Source organism: Actinoalloteichus caeruleus (assembly GCF_049311605.1).
Classification (GTDB): Bacteria; Actinomycetota; Actinomycetes; order Mycobacteriales; family Pseudonocardiaceae; genus Actinoalloteichus_B; species Actinoalloteichus_B caeruleus.
The window spans coordinates 3,473,665-3,491,350 of sequence record NZ_CP186005.1 but is presented as its reverse complement, the minus strand read 5'-3'; the positions used below and the strand labels follow the sequence as shown (position 1 = coordinate 3,491,350).

Sequence of the window (17,686 nt, the reverse complement as noted above, 5' to 3'; positions counted from 1 at the left end):
GGTGTGACGACGGTGCTCGGGCCGAAGTGCCCGCACCACTCCCGTGGAGAGGACGACGCGATGCCCCTGAGTGGAGTGTACGAGCCCAGCCCCGAGAAGTGGGTCCGCGACCAGGTCGAGCTGTACGAGGGCTCCGGGGGCACCGAGGGGACCACGCTCCGGGGGATGCCGGTGGTCGTGCTGACGACGAAGGGCAGGCGCTCCGGCCGGCTGCGCAAGTCGCCGCTGATGCGAGTGGAACACGAGGGCGCCTACGCCGCCGTCGCCTCGCTCGGCGGGGCGCCGAAGCACCCGGTGTGGTACCACAACGTGCTCGCCCACCCCACGGTGGAACTCCAGGACGGGCCGGTCCGCCGCGAGTACAAGGCGCGCGAGGTGACCGGCGAGGAGAAGGCGACCTGGTGGGAGCGGGCCGTGGCCGCCTACCCGGACTACACGGACTACCAGGAGCGCACTGATCGGGAGATCCCGGTCTTCGTCCTCGAACCCGTCGACTGACACGGTCGACCCGGTCCGGTCCCGGACGGCGCGGGCACCGGGAACGGACCGGCGGCCGTCCGGGGCCGCCGAGGTGGGGGTGCCCTTCCCTGGTTGGAGGACACATCGGAATCCGGGGTGCCCGCACGCGCAACCTCCGCGCATCGTCCCCGCGGATTCCCCGAGGCGTCCTCGTGGCTCGCACGGGGCTGAGCGGCGGTGGGAGGGCCTCCCTCGTGATCGACAGGCCGCACGCCGAGGTCCAGCCGCGGTACCTGGAGGGGTGCCGCCCTTCGTCCGCCAGTACATCACCGGGCGGGACCGGCCCCAGGTGGACCGCATCACGGGTTTCGGCGCGACGCTCGCCGTCGACCAGCGCCGGCCCAACCGCGACACCCGGTTCACCGTCGCGACCCTGACCGGAGTGGACGGCTACCTCGGCCTGCTCCACTCGCGGCTGCCCGCGCTCGCCGGCCCGACGACGGGGTGACCTCACCACCGCGCATGTCGACCGCCGCTCCCCGGAGGGGCGCCGTTCGGAGTGCCACGGCATGGGCGGCCTCGCGAGGGCACGCCCGGCGGTCGCGTGGCGCTTCGCGGGTCGAACCCGCCCCCGGGGGCCGGCGCGGACCACCGGTCATCCGGCCGAGACCCCACCCGGCGGAGCGGGGGTGGCGGCGGTGCCGGAGACCGTGCCGGCCCGGGCACCGGTACCGGCCACCCCACCTGGACGACCGGCGGGGACCGGCTCCGAGCACCAGGACCACACCGCCATCCCCCGAGGTGCGCGGCCTTCACGCGTGCCGGGTGATTCCTCGGGGGCTCGCACCCCGTCGAGCGCCCCCAGCACGGGGCGACGCACCCAGCCCCCCGGGTGTCGACGTGTCCGCCGACGCCACCTGCCACGGGTCTGCCTCGTCGCGCCGGCTGGTGGCGGGCATCCGCCGACGCCCGTCAGGGGCCACAGTCGGCGGGCCGGCGGGTTCGGCGAGTGTCAACGACTCCGGGCGATCTCACGTTCCAGGTGGCCGCACCGGCGGCTGAGCTCGTCCACCCGGGAGGCGAGGTCCCGGCTTGTGTTCTCGCCGCGCGCGTCCGCCTCCGCGATCCGGCGGAGCAGCACCGCGTAGTCCGAGGCGATGGCGCGGTACCGGTTGGCGATCCTCCCGCGCCGGCTGCGTTGCGGTGCCGGGTCGGACCTGCGGGGAGCGGGAATGCGGCCGTCGAGGTCGATGATCCGCTGGGCGAGCACGGCCGCGTTCGCGCTCAGCGCACTGCGCTTGTCCCGCGCCGCGTCCCGACGTCGCTGACGTCTGGCCGCGAGCCGGCCAGCGCGCAGGGACATCAGGTACACGCCGGTCGACCCGACGACCACCGCGCTCAGTGCTGCCGCCGCGACCAGGTAGCGGGGCAACGACGGGCTGATCGCCCGCGCGCCGTCCGGCACCGTGCCCGACTTCACGAGCTGGTCGTAGTTGACCGCCACCACCTTGAGCGCTTCCAGGGGCTGGTCCACGAACTGCCCCACCCCCGTGGCGATTCGCATCTCCGCGACGAAATTCTTGCCGAACCCCTCGCCGTCCCCGTCGGGCAGCAGGGCGCACCCGTAGTGGTCGAACTTCTCCCCGTCCGCGTCCGGGCTGAGGAACAGCACGACGTTGCCGTTGGCGGCGCCCCTGACGCTCCCGCAGGCGGCGCGCATGTCCGCCTCCGGTTCGAGGAGGGCCACCACCACGCGCCGGTTGCCGAGGATGCGTTCGGCCCGCTCCTGGTCGAGGTCGTAGCCGGGCGCCGCGTACACCGACGAGGTGCGCACCTGCCTCGCCACGGGGCTCGCGATGTCCCCGGCGCCGGCGGACCACAGGGCCCACCCGGCCAGGCCGAGGCATGCGAGCAGCGCGAGGCCGAAGGGGGTGCCGAGGAAGGTGCCGAGCCGCTTCATCATGCGAGCCTGCCCTGGAGGTAGACGTTCGGGCGGTAGTCCGTGCGGCCCACCGCGCGGGCCGTGTCGTCGAGTTCGGCCTCCGCCTGGGTGAGCAGCGTCTGTACGTGCTGGTCCGGCAGCTTGTCGTCCAGGGCCTTCCTCGCCCCTTCCAGGGCGGTCAGGCCCCGCGTCAGCGATGCGTTCCCGTCACGACCGGTCAGCGCCGACACCTCGATGGCCAGCGCGGTCAGGCCGGCGAGCCGGGCCGCCGAGTGCCCCCGCTGGTACTTCCTCGGGCGGGTCACCGGTCGCAGCACGGACCGCACCGACAGCCCGAGGAACACCAGGACGCAGGCGGCGAAGATCCACGGCAGCGCTGGCAGCGTCACCCGGAGCGGATCGAAGGGCTGGTAGGGGAGTGGGCGGTCGAACAGGCCCGCGTAGCGGACGTCGGTCACCCGGTTCAGGTAGGCGTGCAGCACGTTGTGCTGCGGGTAGTCGTACCTGCTCAGCCGTTCCGTGAGCTGCCCGTAGAGGCCGGCCGCGACGACCTGGGCGAACTCCTCCTGGTCGGGACCGTGGTACTCGACCCACGCCCCGTACATGACGACGATCGGGCGGCCCGGGAACTCCGCCGCCAGCGCCGGGCCGTACTCCGGCACCGGCTGGCCCCACTCCTGCTGGGGGAAGACCGCGTAGAGGGCGTCCCCGTCGGGGAACGCCGTGGCGGTCGCCTCGGGGAGGGAGTCCATCGTGCTGCCCTCGGCGGTGTGCAGCCCGGTCTCCCGCAGGTCCGCCGTGACCGGGCCGAGCTCCTCCGCCGTCGGTTCGCGCCAGGCGATGCCGTCGCCGTCCTCGCCGTCCTCGCCGTCCTCGCCGTCCTCGCCGTCCTCGCCGTCCTCGTTCTCCTCGTCCCGCAGCTCTCGGAGGAGGCGGGTGACCAGGCTGGTGACGTCCCCGGTGCCGAACACCTCCCGCCAGCCGTCGAAGTCGTTGGGAACGACCTGGAAGAAGCCGCCGGTGACCTCGGTGCCGATGACCCTGACCGTGGCGTTCTCGACGTCCCGGACCCGTCCTCGCTCGTCCTCGTCGAGGCCGGGTGGGGCGATGAGGACCCGGGAGTCGGTGCCGCCGATCTCCGCCCGAACCCGGTCCTCGTCGATGTGGGCGACCGAGCCGGGAAGGCGGACGATCTGGTCGTCCGCCACCATCCGCGTCATCTCCTCCACGGAGGGGACCGTCGCGTCGCTCAGCTCCCCGGCGTTTCCCTCGGGGACGGGGTCTGAGGAGGAGGGGGACTGCCCGTAACTGACGTCGATGGTGCGGCCCTGGACCACGAGGAAGATCGTGAGGACCACCACGGCGACACCGAGCGCGCCCCAACGCAACCATTCGGACCACGCACGCGCTGGGCGATCAGTCACCGGACGCCTCCCGCCACAGCCGGTCCGCGCGCCGCGCGTACTCGGCCGTCGTCGCCGCGGCATCCGGGCCGCCCCGGTCGGCCGCGATGAGCTCCGCCCTGGCCAGCAGTCGCTCGGCCTCCTCGACGCGAACGGGGGTGGCGTCCCGGCTGACCGTGGCGCGGGCGATCTCCGTCCGCGCGGTCGACCACGCGGTTCGGCGGCGGAGGGCGCGGGCCCTCCGCTGGGGTAAGAGCGTCGCGCCGACGCCCGCCGCCACGAGCACGATGGTGCCCGCGATCCAGATGAGCCAGTGCATGCGGGCCACTCCCGGTAGTGAGGAAGACGGACGAGGCGCGTGTCGCGTATCCGGATTCTGCCCGATGACCTCGGCGTTCCGGGCGGGATCGTGCGCTGTCACCGTTGGTGACCGGGGAGTCGGGGAACAGTGATCGTCCGAGGTGGACGCGGAGCCTCCCGTGCGTCGAGGGGCGACCTGGTTCGTGGCGTGGCGCGGATCGGTTCGTGCTCGGCCGAGGTGCTGGACCTCCTCGTCACCGGCCCAGGGGAACCGTCGGCGCGAGGTCCGAGCCGGGACCGGTCGCCCGTCCCTCCGGCCGAGCGGCGGTGTCGTCCGGGTGGCCCGGATGCCCATCACCGTTGATTGATGTCGGGCGGGCGGCGGATACTGGCCGCGTGCACGCCTTCGACGTCCTTGGTGATCCGGTCCGGCGCCGGATCCTCGAGCTGCTCGCCGACGGGGAACTCCCCGCCGGCGCCGTCGGGGCGGTCGTGCAGCGCGAGTTCGGCATCTCCCAGCCCGGCGTGTCCCAGCACCTGCGGGTGCTGCGGGAGAACGGATTCGCGACCGTCCGGGCGGAGGGGGTCCGACGGCTGTACTCGGTCGACCCCGAGCCCCTGCGCCAGATCGACGACTGGCTCGACCGGTACCGCCACTTCTGGCACCAGCGCCTGGACGCGCTGGGCACCGAGCTGGCCCGGGGACGCCGCGAGCCCGACTAGGGCAGCGGTTCCGTGGACCCCCGACCGCGAGCGTCCGCCGCGGCGAGCGGCCTGGCGGTCACCGGCCCGCCGAGTGGTGGCGCTACCCACGGGGGTGAGGGGCCCGGCGTTCTCGGCCCTGCCGGCCGGGTGCTGGCCACGGGAGTGGGCTGGCCGGGGGCCAACCGATCCGCCGCCCCTCCTGACGAGCGCCGCGTCGTGCGGAACGGGAGTTCGCGGTGCGCCCTCCTCCTCAGCTCGTCGCCGACAGGTGGTGCTGGATCACCTCGGCCTCCGCGTGGAGGCGGTCGGCGTGCTCGTGCCGGCCCCCGCGCTGGTACTCCGCGGCCGCCTCCCGCCGTTCCCGTACCTCGTTCTCCACGATCGTCCGCTCCTCGGCGGCGGTGAGCTGACGGCGGTCCACCTCCGTCGAGCCCGCACCCGCGGTCGTTCCGGCGACGTGTTCACTCGTGACCGCGTCGGGTGCGACGCCAGGCCCGCTCGGCGCCGAGGGTGGGAGAGGGACGGCCCCGGCGTTGTCGATGGCTGCCAGCGCGGAGCGGAGCGCGGCGATCGCGACCCGGTCGCGGGCCTTGAGGGCGGTGCTGAGGGCGTCGCGCAGCGTCGAGCGCACGGGTGGCTCCCTTCCGGGGACGTGGGCTCGGCCTCCGGTCGGCACCTGACCGGCACCGGCCCCAACGAGCCCTGTTTCGATACGAGCATATGATAAACACGTGCCACGCATCGTCGATCATGACCAGCGCCGCGCCCAGATCGCCCTGGCGTTCCAGCGCCTGCTCGCCGCCGAGGGGATCGCGGGGGTGTCCTTCTCCAGGGTCGCGGCCGAAGCCGGTGTCTCCGTCGGGTTGATCCAGCACTACTTCAGCGGGAAGGAGGCCCTGCTGCGCTACGCCTACGACGACGCGACGAGCCGACTCGGGCAACGCGTGCGACAACGGGTGCGCTCCCTGGAGGCCGCCGGGAGACCCGTTCGGGAGGTGCTGGTCGACAGCCTCGTCGAGCTGTTGCCGCTCGACGAGGAACGTCAGGTCGAGTACCGCGTCCGGAGTGCGCTGTGGTTCCAGGCCACGCACCACCCCGGCCTCGCCGAGGTGGCAAGGAGGTCGGGTGGTGACCTCCTCCGCCATGTCACGGACGTCGTCGTCGACGGGGTGCGCCGGGGCGAGGTGGGCGCCACGCTGGACCCCGAGCTCGCCGCCCGCGCGGTACTGGCGACCGTGCGGGGGCTGGCGGACCAGGTCGCGTTCTCGGGTGCCGACGCCTTCCCGGCGCGGGACGTGCTGCGCTCGGTCGTCGTCCGGGTGATCGCCGGTCCGGAGGGTGACCCTCGCGGGACGGCGGGAGGTGGATCGGGGGTCCCGGGATGACGGCCACCGGCGGCATGTGCTTGCATGACAATATGTTCGTATTGTTCAGGCTTGGTTCGGTGGAGGGTGCTCCGCGCGGTGGAACACCCCGGGCCGGCCATCCCCTCCCGGTCGGCGGGGCCCGTCCCGCCGTGACGAAGGAGCACCGGAGATGACCGAGCACGTCCTGGTCCACCTGAGCACGGGCCCCGTGCGCGGCCGCCGGCTCGACGGGCACTCCTCGTTCCACGCCCTTCCCTACGCCGCGCCGCCGCTCGCGGAGCTGCGGTGGCGTGCCCCCCGCCCGATTACCCCCTGGACCGAGGTCCGCGACGCCACGCGGCCGGCGTCGCCGGCCCCGCAGGTGGCGCGGTCCTTCGCCGAGGCCCCCTCCCTCGACGAGGACTGCCTGACGCTGGACGTCACCGCGCCCGACGGGGCGGACGGGCGCCCGGTGATCGTCTGGCTGCACGGGGGCGGGGGCACCAACGGAGGCGTGGCCGGCCGTGACGCCCACCGACTGGCCGTCACCGGGGACGTCGTGGTCGTCACGCCGCAGTACCGGCTCGGGGTGTTCGGGTGCTTCGGCCATCCGGGACTCCGGGACGGTGGGACCTTCGGTCTGCTCGACCAGCAGGCCGCGCTGCGCTGGGTGCGGGACGAGATCGGCCGGTTCGGCGGCGACCCGGGCAACGTGACGCTGGCGGGCGAGTCCTACGGGGCCCTGATGATCGCCGCGCACCTCGTGTCACCCGCGTCCGAGGGGCTGTTCCACCGCGCGGTCCTCCAGAGCCCGTTCGCCGTGCTGGGCACCACCACCCCGGCCAACGTCCTGATCCCCGGGGTCCCGGCCCTCCCGTCGCGCTGGACCGGGGCCGAGGACCTCGACCAGCTGGGAGCGGCAGTCGCCCTCGACCGGGGCTGGGTCGAGCCGGGCAGCTCGCCGGACTCCGCGCTCGACCAGCTGCGGCGCGTGCCGGTCGCCGAGCTGCTCACCGTCTCGGACGCCTTCATCCGACCGGCGTTCGGCAGCGCCACCCTCCCGGAGTCACCGGCGACCGCCCTGCCCGCCGGGCGCTTCCACCGGGTGCCGCTGCTGGTGGGGGCCGCCCGTGACGAGGCCCGTTTCTTCGTCGGCGTGTTCGCCGACCTCGTCGGCAGCCCGGTCACCGCCGACCGTTTCCCGGCCCTGCTGGCCGAGGCGTTCGGGGACGCGGCGGCGGAGGTCGCGCGACGGTACCCGCCGGAGCGCTACCCGACACCGGGCCTGGCCTGGGCGCGGATCAGCACCGACCGCGCCTGGGCGTGGCCGACCTGGGAACTGGGCCGTGCCGTCGCGGCCCACGCCCCGACGTGGTTCTACGAGTTCGCCGACCAGGACGCGCCCCCGCTGGTGCCGGTCCCGGACTTCCCGCTCGGCGCCTACCACGCGGCGGAGCTGGCCTACCAGTTCGACATCGCCGGTGCTCCCGCGCTGACCGGGGAGCAGCGGGCCTTCGCCGAACGGATGAACCGGTACTGGGCCACCTTCGCCACCCGGGGCGACCCGACCCACCCGGACCTGCCGCCGTGGCCCGACCACTCCGCCGGCCACGTCCAGTCCCTCGCGCCCGACCGGATCGGCGGCGTCGACTACGCCGCCGACCACCAGCTCGACTTCTGGGCGCGCATGCCCTGAGTCGTTCGCGGCCGACCCTCGGCTCCTGGGCGCCCGTCGTCGCCCGCGCCGGGCGGTCGGCCACCCCTGGGGCCTGGCGTCGGGGGAACGGTCGGCGGTCGTGCCACCGGACCGCCCACCAGGACACGCGGTCGCCGGACTCCGACCGGCTGGCGGGGGCGGCTGGCGTCGCCGGGTGCGTCGCTCGGCCGGGTCCCGGGTGGGGAGGTGCTGGGGTCGATCAGGGAGGAGCCCCCGTCGGGGTGCGGCGTTCGAGCCGGGCGCACCCGTCCACATCGGCACGAGGTGTGATGCGGAGCACCCGGCATGGGCTTGAGCCGGACGCGGCGGCACGGTTGTGGATGGAGGTACCCGCACCGCGATCTTCGGAGGTGGAATCGTGACACCCGGACCCGACCTGATCACCGTCGAGGAGTTCTTCGCCCCACCCGCCCGCATCGATGCCCGGATCTCCCCGGACGGTAGGACGGTCGCCTACCGCGCACCGTGGCGGGACCGGCTCAACGTGTTCGCCCGCGACCTCGACGGCGACTGGCCCGACACCGACGACCCGGACGACCCGGCGGTCCGGCGCCTCACCTCCGACGACCACCGCAGCATCGACACCTTCTTCTGGAGCGCCGACTCCCGCTACCTGCTCTACCTCCAGGACTCCGACGGCGACGAGAACCACCACCTGCACCGCGTGGACCCGGCCCACCCGGAGGAACCCGCGGTCGACCTCACCCCGTTCCCCGGTGCGCGCGTGCTCAACACGCAGTGCTGTGACGATCGGCCCGCGTCGGTCTTCGTCCAGATCAACGCTCGCCGCCCCGACCTGGTCGACCTGCACGAGCTCGACCTGGACACCGGCCGGCTGACCCCGCTCGCCGAGAACCCCGGTGACGTCCTCGGCTGGCTGCGCACGTCGACGGGACGAATCCTGGCCTTCGGCATGGCCGAGGACGGAACACATCTGCTCTGGGAGCGCGATGGTGGGGAGTTCCGCCTGATCAGCCGGTTCTCCGGTCTCGACCACCTCTTCGGGCCCTTCCCCCAGGTCCCCACCCCGGACGGGTCGGGGTTGTGGATCGGTTCCGCCCGTGGCTCGGACCGCACCCGGCTGGTCCGGCTGGACCTGGACACCGGTGAGGAGACGGGGGTGGACAGCCACCCGCTGTTCGACCTGGACACCCCCCGCCCCGAGGCCGATCCCCGTTTCCCGTCCTCGCTGATCGTTCACCCGGCCACCGGGGAGTTGCTCGGCGTCCGCTACCTGGGCGAGCGGCAGGAGATCCACGCCCTCGACCCGCACTTCGCCGAGGTCCTGCCCCGGCTGGCGGAGCTGTCCGATGGCGACCTCGCCCACGTGTCGTGCGACGACGCGGGGCAGCGGTGGGTCGTGGACTTCACCCATGACCGCGAGCACCGGGCCACCTGGTCCTACGACCACGCCACCGGCACCGCCCGGCGCCTGTTCCGCCCCTACCCGCACCTCGACCCCACCCGGTTGGCGCCGATGGCGCCTGTCTCCGTGCGTTCCCGCGACGGTGTGGACCTGCCCTGCCACCTGACGCTGCCTGTGGGGGTGGAGCGGAGCGACCTGCCGACCGTGGTGCTGCTGCACGGTGGGCCCTGGTACCGCGACTGCTGGGGCTACGACCCCGAGGTCCAGTTCCTGGCCAACCGGGGTTACGCGGTGCTGCAGGTCAACTTCCGGGGCTCGACCGGATATGGCAAGGCGTTCACGCGGGCCGCGATCGGGGAGTTCGCCGGTCGCATGCACGATGACGTTCTCGACGCCGTGGACTGGGCGATCGCGCGGGGGTACACCGATCGCGACCGGGTCGCGATCTACGGCTGCTCCTACGGGGGGTACGCGGCACTGGTGGGAGCGGCGTTCACCCCGGACCGCTTCGCCGCCGCGATCAGCTACACCGGGATGTCCGACCTGGTCGAGCTCGTCAGGGGGGTCGTGCCCTTCGCCCGGCGGAGCGTGCGGAACTCGTTCATCCGGTACATCGGCGACCCGGACGATCCGGAGCAGGTCGCCGACATGACCGCCCGCTCGCCCATCGACCGCGTCGACGACATCACCGCACCGGTGCTGCTCATCCACGGAACGAACGACGTCAGGGTCGACCGTGGTCACGCCGACCGGGTCGCCGAGGCGTTGCGTGCCAGAGGGGCTGAGGTGGAGTACCTGCTCAACGAACGCGAGGGGCACTGGTTCGTCAACCCGGACAGCAACATCGAGCTCTACCGCACCCTGGAGCGGTTCCTGGCCCGTCACCTCGGGGGGCGTGCCGCGAGAGGGGGCTGACCCGTGCCCTACTGGCTCTCAACGGGGGCGGCGGTCCACGACCGCGAGGGCCACGATCACCCGGCACCCGTCCGAGGAGCGCACCCGGCTGTTTCCGCCCGTCCTGGTGCGCGCCGGCCGTCCCGGTGTGCTCGGCTGTCCGGGCAGGGGTGCCGCTGGGTGTGGCCTACGGGATCTGGGTAGCCGCTGGCGCCGCCTTGGTCGCGGCCACCGGTGAGGTCGTCCTCGATGACGCGCCCCGACCCGGTGCGGGTGTACCGCACCGCTGATCGCCGGTGGACTCGCCGTGGAGCTCGGTGCTGGTGCCTGACGGGGGTGGTCGGCCTCGTCCACCACACCCCGACGACACCGGCGTCGGAACGGGCCGTGGACGAGCGGCGGTCCGCCCGCCCGGGACCGTGGCCCCCGGTGTCGCGGCGGGACGTGGGGCCTTCGGGGTGACGTGGGTTATCCCGGGCAGGTCACACCCTCCCCAGGGCGCCCTCCCGCCTCGACACCGTCCAGCTGGGCCGGGAACGCCTAGGGCACGGGCGTGACCAGCGAGCCGGTCGTCATGAACGACCGCAGGTTCCGGAAGGCGAGGTCGCCCATGGCCTCCCTGGTCTCCCGGGTCGCGCTGGCGATGTGGGGCAGCAGCACCACCGAGTCCAGGTCGAGCAGGGGAGCGGGCACGTGCGGCTCGTCGGCGAACACGTCCAGCGCGGCGCCGCCCAACCGCCCCGAGACCAGCGCCTCCACCAGGGCCGGCTCGTCCACCACCGAACCCCGGGAGACGTTCACCAGGAACCCGCGCGGCCCCAGGGCGTCCAGGACCTCGGCCGAGACCAGCCCGCTGCTCCCGGAGCCCCCCGAGGTGGTCACCACCAGGGCGTCCACTCCCGCCGCCAGGTCGGTGGCCGAGTCGGCGTAGCGGTAGGAGCACCCGGCCACCCGGCGCCGCGAGTGGTAGGCGAGTTCCACGCCGAACCCCTCGAGCCGGGTCGCCACCGCCCGCCCGATGCGGCCCAGGCCCAGGATCCCCACCCGGGTACCGCTGACTCTGGTCGTCAGGGGGAAACCCCCGGGCGTCCACTCACCCCGGCGCACGTAGCGGTCGGCGGCGGACAGCCGGCGCATCACGTCGATCAACGCGCCGACGGCGAGGTCCGCCACGCAGTCGGTGAGCACGTCCGGCGTGTTGCTGACGTCCACTCCCCGGGAGCGGGCGTGGGCGACGTCGGTCGTCTCGTAGCCGACTCCGAAGTGCACGATCGCGCCGAGCCGGGGCAGCGCGTCCACCAGGTCACGGGAGGCACCGACCCGGGCACTGGTCACCACGGCCGCGACCTCGTCGCCGTGGTCGGCGAGCCAGGCCCGGGCGTCAGGCCGTTCGTGCAGCCGGACCGTGCGGTGGTGGGACTCCAACGCCGCCTCGAGGGTGGGCAGCAGCGGGCAGACCTGGAGGACGACGCGGCCCTCCGGTGGTGAGGTCATCGCAACTCCTGGTCGCAGGGGGGCGGCGCTCCGGTTCGCCGTGGTGCCGGCGTCGGACCGTTCTACCCGGCGGCGGGCCGCCGGTCGAGCGCGGGCCGCCCCGGGTCGAAGCACCAGTCCGGGACGAGGTACCGCATCGGTGTGACGTCGTCCCGGGCGCCGAGGCCTTCCGCGCGGTACAGCTCGTGCGCCGCCTCCACCTCGTCGAGGTCCAGCTGGACCCCGAGCCCGGGGCGGTCCGGCACCACGAGGTGCCCGTCGACCAGCGGGACCGGATCGGTCGTCAGCCGCTGACCGTCCTGCCAGATCCAGTGCGTGTCGATGGCGGTGATCTCGCCGGGCGCGGCGGCCGCGACGTGGGTGAACATCGCCAGGGAGACGTCGAAGTGGTTGTTGGAGTGCGACCCCCACGTCAGACCCCATTCCTGGCAGAGCTGGGCCACCCGCACCGATCCGCGCATCGTCCAGAAGTGCGGGTCGGCCAGCGGGATGTCCACGGAGTCCGACCGCACGGCGTGGCCCAGTTCCCGCCAGTCCGTGGCGACCATGTTGGTCGCGGTGCGCAGGCCGGTCGCCCGCCGGAACTCGGCGAGCACCTCCCGACCCGAGTACCCGCGCTCCGCGCCGCAGGGATCCTCCGCGTAGGCCAGGACGTCCCGCAGGCGGCGGCCCCTGCTGACCGCGTCCGCGAGGGACCACCCGCCGTTGGGGTCCAACGTCAGGCGGGCGTCCGGGAACCGCTCGGCCAACGCCAGCAGGACGTCAACCTCCTCGTCCCCCGGCAGGACGCCGCCCTTGAGCTTGAAGTGGGTCATCCCGTACCGGGCGGACACCGCCTCCGCCTGCGCGACGATGCCGGCCGCGTCGAGGGCGGGCCGGTCACGAACCTCGAACCACGGGTCACCGGTGGGGTCGCCGTGCCGGTAGGGCAGGTCGGTGCGGGTGCGGTCACCGACGAAGAAGAGGTACCCGAGCGTCTCGACCCGGTCCCGCTGCCGACCGTCGCCGAGGAGCGCCGCCACCGGCAGGTCGAGGTACTGGCCGAGGAGGTCCAGCAACGCGGCCTCGATCGCGGTGCGCACGTGCACCGCGACCCGCAGGTCGAAGGTCTGACCGCCGCGTCCCGGCCCGTCGAGCCCGCCGAAGCGGTCGCCGACCGCCCGGGTCGTGGCCAGGTGGTCCGCGACCCGGCTGCCCACGACCAGGTCACGGGCCTCCTCCAGCGTCGTGGTGATCGCGGGACCACCCGGCACCTCGCCCACCCCGGTGCGACCGTCACCATCGGTCAACACCACCAGGTTCCGGGTGAAGTAGGGCCCGTGGGCGCCACTCAGGTTCAGCAGCATGCTGTCCCGACCGGCCACGGGCACCACGCGGTAGCCGGTCACCACCGGCACCGACCCGACCGGCGTCACCGGACGCCGCCCGGGGCGCCGGCGACGGCGGCCCCCTGGGTGATCACCGAACGACCACCCGGTCCACGAGCCGGGCGAGCTCGTCCCGCTCGGCGTCGGTGAGGTCGGTCAGCGGCGGTCGGACCGGACCGGCCGGGTGCCCGACGACCGAGAGCCCCGCCTTGACGATCGACACCGCGTACCCGGCCCGCCGGTTCCGGATGTCGAGGTAGGGCAGGACGAAGTCGGCGAGCCGGCGGTACACCTCCTCGGCTCGCCGCGCCCGCACGGCACGGTAGAAGTCCAGCGCGAACTCGGGCAGGAAGTTGAAGATCGCCGAGGAGTAGGTGGTGACCCCCATCTCCAGGTAGGGCAGCGCGTAGGTCTCGGCGGTCGGCAGGCCGCCGACCGACAACAGGCGGTCGCCCAGCCTCGCGTGGATGCGGGTCATCAGGTCGATGTCGCCGACGCCGTCCTTGAACCCCACGAAGTTCGGGCAGTCCGCCGCCAGTTGCTGGACCGCGTCGAAACCGAAGGCCGCGTTGGCCCGGTGGTAGACCACCACCCCCAGGTCGGTCGCCGCGCACACGGCCCTGACGTGCGCGACGAGTCCCTCCTGGGAGACCTCCGTCAGGTAGGGCGGCAGCAGGAACACGCCGTGCGCGCCGGCGGCCTCGGCGTCCCTGGCCATCGCCACCGCCTGCGCGGTGCCGTAACCAGCCGGTGCGACCACGGGTTTGCCGTCCGGCGCCGAGGCGACGGCCGCCCGGACGACACGACCCACCTCCTCGGGGGTGAGCGCGAAGAACTCGCCGGTGCCACCGGCCGCGAACACCCCGGAGGTCTCGTACTCGCCCTGTCGGGACACGTGGTCCCGGTAGGCGTCCTCGTCGAAGGAGAGATCCGGCCGCGCGTGCGTGACGGGGAAGGAGAGCAGTCCCGAGCCGAGGGTCGACCTCAGCTCCTCGGGGGCGAACAGGGTCATCGTCGACTCCAGGCTCGAAGGGCTGACCCGAGGGTAGGATTCGCGCCGATACCTGTCCAAGTCGAATGTGGCATGTGGCGATACCTTCCTGGTATGGAGGCGCGATGTCCCCCCGGTTCACCCTCGACCAGCTTCGGGGATTCGTCGCGGTCGCCGAGGAGCTGCACTTCGGGAGGGCGGCGGCGCGGCTGAACATGACGCAGCCGCCGTTGAGCCGCCAGATCCGCAAGCTGGAACACGCCCTGGACGTCCAGCTGTTCACCCGGGACGCCAGGGCCGTCGGCCTGACACCGGCCGGGGAGGTCCTCCTCGTCGACGCCCGCCGGATGCTCGGCCTGGCCAGCTCCGCCCCCCTGGCCGCGCGGAACGCCGCTCGGGGAACGGCGGGGAACCTCCACATCGGGTTCACCGCGGTGTCGGCCACCACGGTGCTCGGGTCCTGGATCAAGACCATCGGCGCCCACCTGCCCGACGTCGAGCTGACCCTCACCGAGATGGTGAGCAGGGACCAGGTCGACGCGTTGCTCGCCGGGCGGTTGCATCTCGGCCTCGCCAGGGGAGTTCCGGCATCGGAGCTGATCAGCGCCCGCTGCGTCCACGTGGAGAGCCTCGTCCTGGCCTGTCCCCGAGGCCATCCCCTCAGCGTGCTGGGACGTCCCCCGACGCTGGCCGACATCGGTCGGCACGACGTGGTCACCTATGCGCCGGTGGACGCCCGTTACCTGTACGAACTGGTCGTCAGCGTGTTCCACGACGCGCACGTCGAACCCCGCTACGTCCAGCAGGTCGGGCAGGTCAACAGCTTGTTGGCGCTGGTGGACGCCGGGCTCGGCGTGGGCGTCGTGCCCAGGTCCGCCGCGCGGCTGCGCCTGCCCAACCTGGAGTTCACCGAGATCGACGGACTGGCGCCGGACGTCGTGCGCACCCACTGCCTCTGGCGGACCGAGCACGCCAGCCCCGCGCTGCGCGCCCTGCTGTCCCTGCCGGAGACCCGCGACGTGACCTCTTGACGCCCCGCAACGGCCCACTTACCGTCTGCGTCTACAAATGCAGACCGGATCCGCGTTCATAGACGAACGGCACGGCGCATTCCCGCCCGCGCACCCCGCGCCGGGCCGCGGCTTCCGGACGCGACCGTCCGACCATCGGAGAGACAATGCCGTCTTCCGTTCCTCTCCCGCGCGGCACCCGTTCCCCCGCACCCGTCGTCGTGCCGCTGGCCGTCGCGATCCTCGCAGCCACCTCGTGCGCCGTCGCGAACAGCGGCGGAGGCGGGGACACCGGGGACGCCGGCGACACGCTCCGGATCGTCCTGGCCCAGGAACCTCCCACGCTCGAACCCTGCGAGGCCTCCCTGACCGACACCGGTGTGGTGGTCCGGTCCAACATCAGCGAACCCCTCATCGAGCGTGATCCCACGACGGGGGAGCTGGAACCCCTGCTCGCCACCACCTGGCGGCAGCGGACTCCCACCACGTGGGAACTCGACCTCCGCCCCGACGTCACCTTCCACGACGGGACGACCATGACCTCGGAGGACGCCGCCTTCTCCATCGATCGGGCGGTGAACTCGGACCTGGCGTGCAACGTGGACGGCTACGTCTTCGGGGACGAGCGCCTCGAACTCGAGGTCGTCGACGAGCACCGCCTGGCGGTCACGACCACCGACCCCGACCCGATCCTGCCGCTGAGGCTCAGCTTCATCGAGGTCGTCCCCCGCACCACCAGCACCGAGGCGAAGGTGCGGGAACCGGTCGGGACCGGCCCCTACCTGATCGAGCGGTGGGAGACCGGGGTGTCCATCTCCCTGCGCCGCAACGACGACTACTGGGGGGAGCCGCCCGCCTACCCCCGGGCCAGGTACGTGTGGCGGTCGGAACCCAGCGTGCGCGCCGCCATGATCAACAACGGGGAGGCGGACCTCTCGACCGCCCTCAACCCCGAGGACGCGACCGAGGACAACTCGGTGGCCTACCCCAACAACGAGACCACCGCCCTGCGGCTCGACGGCCGGGAGGCGCCGCTCGACGACATCCGCGTCCGCAGGGCGATCGGGTTGGCGATCGACCGGCGGGCCATCGTGGACACCCTCTTCGACGGACTCGCCGACCCGGCCGCGCAACTCGTCCCCGACGGGGTCGTCGGGCACAACCCGGACCTGCCGATCGACCCGCCGGACCCGGACCGGGCCCGGGCCCTGATCGCCGAGGCCGCCGCCGACGGCGTACCCGTGGACCGGCGCATCACCCTCATCGCGCGCAACGCCCAGTTCCCCCGGGTCGCCGAGACCGCGGAGGCGATCCAGTACCAGCTGGCCTCGGTCGGGCTCGACGTGCGCATCCAGATGGCCGACACCGCCGCCCACCTCGAGTACCAGCTGCGCCCCTTCCCCGAGGACGTCGGCCCGGTCGCGCTGCTCGTCATGCACGGCAACCAGGCCGGCGACGCCGCCTTCACCACCAGCCAGTACCTGCTCAGCGACGGACCCCAGTCGACCTTCGGCAGCCCCGAACTCGACCAGCTGATCTCCGAGGCCGGAGAGCTGTCCGACGACGCGCGGCAGGAGGCCTTCGCCGCGATCTTCGCCCACCAGAACGACACCCTCGTCCAGTACACGCACCTCGCGCACATGCGCGGGCTGCTCGGCCGGTCCCCGTCGATCCACTACGAACCGAACGCGGCCACCGGCGACGAACTCCGCCTCGCCGAGGTCCGCCCCGCACGTGAGGAGGCACGCTGACATGCTGACCTTCCTGCGGCGCCGCGTCGTCTCCAGCGCCATCCCCCTCGTCTTCGTCGTCCTCGGCGTGTTCTGCCTCGCGCGCCTGACCGGCAACCCGGTCAACCTCTACCTGCCTTTGAGCGCGACCCCCGAACAACGCGCCGAGTTCGCGGCCGCCCACGGTTTCGACCAGCCGATCGTCACCCAGCTCGCCGACTACCTGACCTCCCTGCTGGTCCTCGACTTCGGCGAGTCGCTGCGGACCGGGCAACCCGCCGCCGAGATGGTGCTGGCCGCCTTCCCCGCGACACTCCAACTGGCCGGCGTGACCATGCTCATCGCGATCGCCGGCGCCGTCCTGCTCGGCTGCGCCGCGGCCTACCGGCCGAACTCGCTGGCCGACCGGGTGGCCAGCATCCTGTCGATGACCGCCGCGTCCATCCCGGACTTCTGGTTCGCGATCATGGGCGTGCTCGTCTTCGGGGTGACGCTCGAATGGCTTCCCACCTCCGGCGTCAGCGGCGGGCCGGAGGTGTGGATCCTGCCGATCGCGACGCTGCTCATCCGCCCCTTCGGCGTACTCGTCCAGGTCGTCCGGGGCGCGATGGTCACCGCGCTGGCCGCGCCTTACACCAAGGTGGCCCGGAGCAAGGGGGCGAGCGAGAAGCGCGTGGTGTTCGGGCACGCCCTCCGCAACGCCGCGATGCCGGCCCTCACCGTCGCCGGCGACCTGACCATCGGACTCGTCAACGGCGCCGTCGTCGTCGAGACCATCTTCGGGTGGCCCGGCATCGGCAAGCTCATGATCGACTCCATCCTGCAACGAGACTTCGCCGTCCTCCAGGCCGCGGTGCTGATCACCGCGCTGACCATCTTCGCGTTGAACATCCTGATCGACGTCTGCTACGCGCTGCTCGACTCGCGCGTCCGCCAGACCGTGCCGGCCTGAGCCGAGGAGG

General features: G+C 73.0%; 16 protein-coding genes. 9 read left to right on the top strand and 7 right to left on the bottom strand.

The features are described from left to right. Positions 1–60: 60 nt before the first annotated feature. Both ACOJVX_RS14145 and ACOJVX_RS14140 read left to right on the top strand, forming a co-directional pair. Positions 61–498 carry a nitroreductase family deazaflavin-dependent oxidoreductase gene (locus ACOJVX_RS14145; RefSeq protein ID WP_026418173.1) on the top strand — a complete coding sequence of 146 codons (438 nt, stop codon included), beginning with the start codon at positions 61–63 and terminating at the stop codon, positions 496–498. A 262-nt stretch (positions 499–760) separates the two neighbouring features. Continuing rightward, positions 761–967, top strand: coding sequence for a hypothetical protein (locus ACOJVX_RS14140; protein ID WP_030106234.1), 207 nt, complete (start codon positions 761–763; stop codon positions 965–967). A gap of 504 nt (positions 968–1,471) precedes the next feature. Here ACOJVX_RS14140 and ACOJVX_RS14135 read toward each other — a convergent pair. Genes ACOJVX_RS14135 through ACOJVX_RS14125 form a run of 3 tightly spaced genes read right to left on the bottom strand, consistent with a single transcriptional unit; the run spans position 1,472 to position 4,123 of the window. Further along, positions 1,472–2,419: a hypothetical protein gene (locus ACOJVX_RS14135; protein ID WP_418153009.1), complete on the bottom strand. Its 948-nt coding sequence runs from the start codon at positions 2,417–2,419 to the stop codon at positions 1,472–1,474. Further along, positions 2,419–3,825, bottom strand: a complete 1,407-nt coding sequence (locus ACOJVX_RS14130) for a hypothetical protein (RefSeq protein ID WP_418153010.1) — start codon at positions 3,823–3,825, stop codon at positions 2,419–2,421. Before ACOJVX_RS14130 ends, ACOJVX_RS14135 begins: the two co-directional genes overlap by 1 nt. Then, the gene (locus ACOJVX_RS14125) at positions 3,818–4,123 is read right to left on the bottom strand and encodes a DUF6403 family protein (protein WP_026418169.1); all 306 of its coding nucleotides are present in this window, start codon (positions 4,121–4,123) and stop codon (positions 3,818–3,820) included. Before ACOJVX_RS14125 ends, ACOJVX_RS14130 begins: the two co-directional genes overlap by 8 nt. Positions 4,124–4,500: 377 nt before the next feature. Here ACOJVX_RS14125 and ACOJVX_RS14120 point away from each other — a divergent pair, with 377 nt between their 5' ends. Beyond that, on the top strand, positions 4,501–4,827 hold the full coding sequence (locus tag ACOJVX_RS14120; protein ID WP_030106237.1) for an ArsR/SmtB family transcription factor: 327 nt from the start codon (positions 4,501–4,503) through the stop codon (positions 4,825–4,827). 232 nt (positions 4,828–5,059) lie between these two features. Here ACOJVX_RS14120 and ACOJVX_RS14115 read toward each other — a convergent pair whose 3' ends face one another. Then, positions 5,060–5,440, bottom strand: a complete 381-nt coding sequence (locus tag ACOJVX_RS14115) for a GatB/YqeY domain-containing protein (protein ID WP_030106238.1) — start codon at positions 5,438–5,440, stop codon at positions 5,060–5,062. A gap of 100 nt (positions 5,441–5,540) precedes the next feature. Here ACOJVX_RS14115 and ACOJVX_RS14110 point away from each other — a divergent pair, with 100 nt between their 5' ends. From ACOJVX_RS14110 to ACOJVX_RS14100, 3 genes are all read left to right on the top strand, one after another. Further along, entirely contained in the window at positions 5,541–6,194 is a 654-nt protein-coding gene (locus ACOJVX_RS14110) for a TetR/AcrR family transcriptional regulator (RefSeq protein ID WP_418153012.1), read from the top strand. A gap of 151 nt (positions 6,195–6,345) precedes the next feature. Then, the gene (locus ACOJVX_RS14105; protein WP_103056649.1) at positions 6,346–7,851 is read left to right on the top strand and encodes a carboxylesterase/lipase family protein; all 1,506 of its coding nucleotides are present in this window, start codon (positions 6,346–6,348) and stop codon (positions 7,849–7,851) included. Positions 7,852–8,230: 379 nt separating this feature from the next. Beyond that, the gene (locus tag ACOJVX_RS14100; protein ID WP_422646822.1) at positions 8,231–10,153 is read left to right on the top strand and encodes an alpha/beta fold hydrolase; all 1,923 of its coding nucleotides are present in this window, start codon (positions 8,231–8,233) and stop codon (positions 10,151–10,153) included. Positions 10,154–10,672: 519 nt separating this feature from the next. On the opposite strand, the gene ACOJVX_RS14095 is transcribed toward ACOJVX_RS14100, so the two are convergent. The 3 genes from ACOJVX_RS14095 to kdgD form a co-directional block, all read right to left on the bottom strand. Beyond that, a complete protein-coding gene (locus ACOJVX_RS14095) occupies positions 10,673–11,626 on the bottom strand; it encodes a 2-hydroxyacid dehydrogenase (RefSeq protein WP_418153016.1) in 954 nt (317 codons plus the stop codon). A 62-nt stretch (positions 11,627–11,688) separates the two neighbouring features. After that, positions 11,689–13,014, bottom strand: a complete 1,326-nt coding sequence (locus tag ACOJVX_RS14090) for an enolase C-terminal domain-like protein (RefSeq protein WP_418153018.1) — start codon at positions 13,012–13,014, stop codon at positions 11,689–11,691. A gap of 70 nt (positions 13,015–13,084) precedes the next feature. Further along, complete coding sequence (gene kdgD / locus ACOJVX_RS14085; RefSeq protein WP_418153020.1) at positions 13,085–14,005, bottom strand: 5-dehydro-4-deoxyglucarate dehydratase; 921 nt, start codon at positions 14,003–14,005, stop codon at positions 13,085–13,087. A gap of 104 nt (positions 14,006–14,109) precedes the next feature. Between kdgD and ACOJVX_RS14080 the strand changes: the two genes are divergently transcribed. From ACOJVX_RS14080 to ACOJVX_RS14070, 3 genes are all read left to right on the top strand, one after another. Beyond that, positions 14,110–15,015: a LysR family transcriptional regulator gene (locus ACOJVX_RS14080; RefSeq protein WP_026418162.1), complete on the top strand. Its 906-nt coding sequence runs from the start codon at positions 14,110–14,112 to the stop codon at positions 15,013–15,015. Between the two features lie 146 nt (positions 15,016–15,161). Then, positions 15,162–16,745 carry an ABC transporter substrate-binding protein gene (locus tag ACOJVX_RS14075; RefSeq protein WP_026418161.1) on the top strand — a complete coding sequence of 528 codons (1,584 nt, stop codon included), beginning with the start codon at positions 15,162–15,164 and terminating at the stop codon, positions 16,743–16,745. Position 16,746: 1 nt separating this feature from the next. Further along, positions 16,747–17,676, top strand: a complete 930-nt coding sequence (locus ACOJVX_RS14070) for an ABC transporter permease (protein WP_026418160.1) — start codon at positions 16,747–16,749, stop codon at positions 17,674–17,676. Positions 17,677–17,686: the final 10 nt, after the last annotated feature.